Origin of the sequence: Tabrizicola sp., from assembly GCF_051645465.1 — a bacterium.
Lineage (GTDB): Bacteria > Pseudomonadota > Alphaproteobacteria > Rhodobacterales > Rhodobacteraceae > Tabrizicola.
In genome coordinates this window covers 1-5,667 of the sequence record NZ_JBOFBI010000099.1, presented here as the reverse complement: position 1 = coordinate 5,667, position 5,667 = coordinate 1, and the positions used below count along the sequence as shown (strand labels likewise).

Annotated in this window: 5 protein-coding genes; 1 reads left to right on the top strand and 4 read right to left on the bottom strand. The window is 63.1% G+C overall.

Translation table 11 applies throughout. From position 1 onward, the window contains the following. Both ACRCSW_RS06585 and ACRCSW_RS06580 read right to left on the bottom strand, forming a co-directional pair. A partial coding sequence (locus tag ACRCSW_RS06585; protein ID WP_438703615.1) for a hypothetical protein occupies window positions 1-212 on the bottom strand: 212 nt, incomplete at its 3' end. 15 nt (window positions 213-227) lie between these two features. Next, window positions 228-2,945: a nitrate/nitrite transporter gene (locus tag ACRCSW_RS06580; protein ID WP_438703613.1), complete on the bottom strand. Its 2,718-nt coding sequence runs from the start codon at window positions 2,943-2,945 to the stop codon at window positions 228-230. 249 nt (window positions 2,946-3,194) lie between these two features. Between ACRCSW_RS06580 and ACRCSW_RS06575 the strand changes: the two genes are divergently transcribed. Further along, window positions 3,195-3,893, top strand: a complete 699-nt coding sequence (locus ACRCSW_RS06575; RefSeq protein ID WP_438703611.1) for a cyclic nucleotide-binding domain-containing protein — start codon at window positions 3,195-3,197, stop codon at window positions 3,891-3,893. 4 nt (window positions 3,894-3,897) lie between these two features. Here ACRCSW_RS06575 and ACRCSW_RS06570 read toward each other — a convergent pair whose 3' ends face one another. Next, window positions 3,898-4,560: an NnrU family protein gene (locus tag ACRCSW_RS06570; protein WP_374303164.1), complete on the bottom strand. Its 663-nt coding sequence runs from the start codon at window positions 4,558-4,560 to the stop codon at window positions 3,898-3,900. 6 nt (window positions 4,561-4,566) lie between these two features. Continuing rightward, a partial coding sequence (locus ACRCSW_RS06565; protein WP_438703609.1) for an NnrS family protein occupies window positions 4,567-5,667 on the bottom strand: 1,101 nt, incomplete at its 5' end.

Sequence of the window (5,667 nt, the reverse complement as noted above, 5' to 3'; positions counted from 1 at the left end):
GTCACGATGCCGGACTTGACGTAGATCTTCCAGCTGCACGATCCGGTGCAGTTCACCCCGTGGGTTGACCGCACGATCTTGTCGTGCCGCCAGCGGTTCCGATAGGTGTCCTCCCACCCCCGATCCTCGCGCGTGGTTTCGCCCCAACCGTCCGAGAAGGTTTCCAGCGTCTTCTTCTGAAAGAAGTTCAGTCTGTCGAGCAGGTGGCTCATCTTGGCGTCCTTTCGTTATTCGGCAGGGTGGGGGGCGGCAAAAGCGCGACCACGCTCGATGTCATGAAGAAGTCCGCCGGGCCGGGTGTAGACGACCCAGGTCAGGACCAGGCAGATCACGTAGAAGGCAAGGAACAGCCACAGTGCGCCGACGGGTGAGCCGGTCATCGCGATGGAAGAGCCATAGGCCTTGGGGATGAAGAAGCCGCCATAGGCGCCGATGGCGCTGGTGAAGGCGACGATGCCGCTCGACTCCATCGCGATCTGGCGGGCGCGGTCGGCGCCGGTCAGCTGCGGCATCAGGCGCGGCACTTCGCGGCCCATGATGACTGGGATCATCTGGAAGGTGGACGCATTGCCGACCCCGGTGAAGAAGAACAGCGCGATGAAGCCTGCGAAGAACCCAGGGAAACTGCCGGCCTGCAGCGAGAAGATCACGGCCAGAACGGATGCGATCATCCCCGCGAAGACCCAAAAGGTGACGCGGCCGCCGCCGAACCGATCCGCAACCCAGCCCGTGCCGGCACGGCTCAGCGCGCCGACCAGCGGCCCGAGGAAGACGTATTGCAGCGCGTTCACATCCGGGAAAGCGATCTTGGACAGCAGCGGGAAGCCTGCCGAATAGCCGATGAAGCTGCCGAAGGTGCCGATGTAGAGGACGCACATCAGCCAATTCTGCGTGCGGCCAAAGATCACTGATTGCTGGGCAAAACTCGCCTTGGCATCGGCTATGTCATTCATCCCCAACCACGCCGCGATGGTCGAGGCCAGGATGAACGGCACCCAGATAAAGCCTGCGTTTTGCAGCCACAGCGTGCCGCCATCCTGCAGAGCCACGCCCTCGCCGCCCACGGCACCAAAGACACCGGCGGTGATGACCAGCGGCACCAGGAACTGCATGACGCTGACGCCCAGGTTGCCAAGGCCTGCGTTCAGAGCGAGCGCATTGCCCTTTTCCGCCTTCGGGAAGAAGTAGCCGATGTTGGCCATCGAAGAGGCGAAGTTGGCCCCGCCAAGCCCGCAAAGAAGCGCCAGAACCAGGAAGATGAAGTAGGGGGTTTCCGGGTTCTGCACGGCATAGCCGATGCCGATGGCGGGCAGCAGCAGCGAGGCGGTGGAAAGCGTCGTCCAGAGCCGCCCACCAAAGATCGGCACCATGAAGCCGTAGAAGATGCGCAGCGTTGCCCCGGAAAGCGCAGGCAGTGCGGCCAGCCAAAACAGCTGTTCCGGCGTGAAGGCAAATCCGATCAGCGGAAGCTTCGCCACGACCATCGACCAGACCATCCAGACCGAGAAGGCTAGGAGCAGGGCAGGGATCGAGAGCCACAGGTTGCGGCGTGCGACGGCACGGCCCTTGTCAGCCCAGAAGGTCGCATCCTCGGGCCGCCAATCCTCGATCACACGCGGCATGGCGGTGCGTTCGGGGTGGTGGATCGGCTGCATCTCAGGCAGCTGCGGCAGGCGGTCCAGAACCTCGCCATGCGCGGCGCGCTCCATGGCGCGGATCGACAGGTGCATCCAGGTCAGCGCGATCCCGACCAGCACGAACAGCAGCGCAAAGCACGAGGTATAGATGCCCGTCAGGTCCAAAAGGGCTCCAAAGGCGATGGGGAGGACGAACCCGCCAAGCCCGCCGATCATGCCGACAAGGCCACCGACTGCGCCGACGTTGTTGGGGTAGTAGACCGGGATGTGCTTGAACACCGCCGCCTTGCCGAGGCTCATGAAGAAGCCAAGCGCGAAGAGCGTGGCGATGAAGGGCCACAGCCCCATGCTGGTTGAAAAGGCGATGACGCCATCCTTGCCCTGGATGACATAGTCGGTCGGCGGGTACGACAGCATGAACAGGAACAGCATCGAAAAGCCGAAGGTCCAGTACATGACCGACCGCGCGCCGAACTTGTCGGAAAGGTGTCCGCCATAGGCCCGGAACAGGCTGGCCGACAGGCTGAACGAGGCGGCCGCCATGCCGGCTGTGCGCACATCGACGCCGTAGACGTCGATCAGGTAGTGCGGCAACCACAGCGCCAGCGCGACGAAGGCGCCGAAGACGAAGAAGTAGTAGAGCGAGAAGCGCCAGACCTGCAGGTTCTTCAGGGGCGCGAACTGCTGGGCGAAACTTGGCGGCTTTGCCCCGGTCCGGCGACGTTCAACGAGCGAGGGATCGTCCTTGGCGAAAACAAAGAAGATCACCGCCATCAGTGCCAGGCCTGCGGCCCAGACATTCGCTACCCCTTGCCAGCCAAAGCCCACCATCACGAAGGGCGCGACGAACTTGGTCACCGCTGCCCCGATATTCCCCGCGCCAAAGATGCCAAGCGCGGTGCCCTGATGGCCCGCATCATACCAGCGGCTGACATAGGCGACGCCGATGATGAAAGATCCGCCCGCTAGGCCAACGCCCAATGCGGCCAACAGATACATCGGATAGCTGTCGGCAAAGGTCAGCGCCCAGGTCGCCAAGGCCGCCAGCAGCATTTGCGTCGAGAACACCAGCCGCCCGCCATACTTCTCGGTCCAGACCCCAAGGAAGATGCGTGTCAACGAACCGGTCAGGATCGGGGTGGCGACCAAGAGGCCAAACTGCGTATCGTTCAGCCCCAGCTCGCCCTTGATGGCGACGCCGATGATCGAAAAGATCGTCCAGACGGCGAAACAGGCGGTGAAGGCGATCGTGCTCAGCGTCAGGGCGCGGGTCTGGTCGGCGCGTGAGGCTGTCGTTGCGGTCTGCATGGCGGGATCTCCGGCAAGAGGGAGGCAGTTTCCCCAGTGGGGTTGATGCCAGTCCTGAGATCCACGCAGGCCAAAGAGGTTGATCTAGATCATCTGTTGCGGATTTCTTATTGAAATAAATGGCTTAGTGAAAAATGTCAGGTTCGCTTGCAGGGTCAGTCAAGGCTCCTCCTGCGATGATCAATTGTTGGCTTGACAATTATCAATCGTGGGATTGGACTCTGCCAAAGCACTTCTAAGGACGACAGGATGCCCGATTCATCATTCAGGGAGATTCGCGACCTCGCGCTGTTTTCACAGATGGCGGACGAGAATTTCTCGGCCTTGATGCGCGGTGCTTATGTCCAGAACTTCCCGGCGCAGATCGAACTGATCACTGAAGGCGACCCGAGCGACTTCCTGCATGTTGTGCTTTCCGGTTCGGTTGACCTCTTCTCGGCCTGGAATGGCCGTGAGACCAGCCTTGCGACTGTTCGGCCCATCTCGACCTTCATCCTGGCCGCTACGATCAAGGATGCGCCTTACCTCATGTCGGCCCGCACATTGGAGAAGAGCCGGATCGCGCTGATCCCCAGTCAGGATGTGCGCGCCGTTTTCGACATTGACGGCAACTTTGCCCGCGCCATCGTGACAGAACTGGCGCAGTGCTACCGCTCGGTCATTAAGGCGCAGAAAGACCTGAAGCTGCGGACATCGTTGGAGCGGCTGGCGAACTATTTGCTGCGCCAGCAGAGGCGCGCCGGTGGGGCAGCATCGTTCGACCTTGATTTCGAGAAGCGCCGCCTCGCTTCAGTGCTTGGGATGACCGCCGAAAACCTGAGCCGCGCCTTCAAGGGGTTGCAGCCCTATGGGCTGGAGGTGGACGGAACACGTATCACAATCACCAACCAGGCAGAGTTCGAGCGGTTTGCCAAGCCGAACCCGCTGATCGACGACGGGTCCACCTGAGGCGTCAGACCAGAGGGTCCACTCCGATCACCAGGGGATGCAGCCAGATCAACCCCGCATAGAGCATGAGCCCGGCAGCCAAGCGCAAAAGGGTGTCGGCGGTCAGGGATAGCGATGCGGGGCATTCCGATAGGGCTGCGCGCAGGTCGTGCCATCTCTGCCCCATCTCTCGCTGTCGCCGCCGGTCGACAAGGCGGCCGCCAAGCATCGCGAAACCGGCGAAGGTGCCGAACAGTATCACATGCGCCAAGTCGCCGTTTGGCAGGATATGCGCCGCCGACCATATCCCGAGCGCCAGAAGCAGGGGATGCCGCGTCAGGCGGACGATTCCGGGGCTCGCCGGGTCGAACCGGTCATTTTGCGCGCCGCCGAAGGAAAAGGGGTTCGGTCGTGCAATTGCCAGCGACAGGATCACGCAGACCGGCAGCATCACGGCCAGCACGACATGGTTCTGCCACGGCGCCCAGTCCCAAAGCGGCACATAGGGCGCTCGACCCGCTGCCGCGATCAACCATGCCAGCACGCCAAGTGAGAGAGCCGAATAGGCGATGCCAAAGCCTGCATGCCCCAGCCTTGCCACCGCCCAGGGCCGCAACGGCGGGCGGATCGGAATGGAGTGGGTCAGGAAGAAGGCCCCGAAGGCAAAGGCGAATTCGTTCCAGCCCATGCCCAGTCAGATCCGTTTCGCAGGCGGCAGGCGCAGCAGAAACCGCCCGTACAGAACGGCATAGCCGCCAAAGGCCCCTATCCAAGCCACTCCGGCCAGGCTGTGCATCGCCATCGCCTCATCGGTCCAGACCCCCGCGGCCACGCGCGCCAGGACAGCGGTGACCAGCGCCAGATAGATCGCCACCGTGCCGGGGCCTGCGTGCAACTCTTGCCCAGTATGGCCCAGGGTTGCACGCGTCATCACCGCGAGTGTCATCAACCCGACAGCGCCGCCCATCCAGAGATGCTGTGCTGCGGCCATGCCGAAGACATCCGGCATCAAGATCTCTGCCGCGAGCGCGATGGCCCCCAGCGGCAGGAAAGCATAACCAGCGTGCAGCACCAGGACGAGTGGCTCCGCCGCCGTGCGGATGCCCGCCCATCGCGCCAGTCGGATAGCATGCAGAGCACCTGCCAGCCCCAGCAAGACGGCGGTCACCAAGGACGTCGGCAGCGCGACCCACATGAGCAGCGCCGCCAAGAGAGCCAGCAGGGCCACCTTGTCGAACCCCTGCATCGGCGGGGCGGGCAGTTTTCCCGGCCCGCGCCGCACCAGCCAGTTGCGGGTAAAGGACGGTACAATCCGCCCACCGATGACCGCGATCATCATGACACCCGCCGCCAACCCCAGACGCAGGCCATAACCTTGGGCGGCATAATCCCCCCGCGCCGCCTCCCAGTGGTACAGTCCGTTGCCAAGGGCAAAGACCGCCAGCATCGCCAGCACGATCAGATTGCGCCAGTTCTTGCCCGCCACGATCTCACGCCCAATGGCCGCGGCCAGAACCAGCGGAAAGGACAGATCGACCGTCGCCGCCACCCCGACAGGCAGGGTGCCCGACATGGCAACTGCCACGCGCCCGGCCAGCCACAGAAGGAACAGCCCGCCAAGCGGCCAGCCCACGATGGGCAACCGGCCTGTCCAGTTTGGCACAGCGGTCAAGAGAAACCCCGCGATCACCGCGCCGAGGTAGCCGAACAGGAATTCGTGCGCGTGCCAGCTGACTGGGTCAAAGGCAGTGGGCAGCGTCAGATGACCCGACAGCATCGGCACCCATAGCGTCAT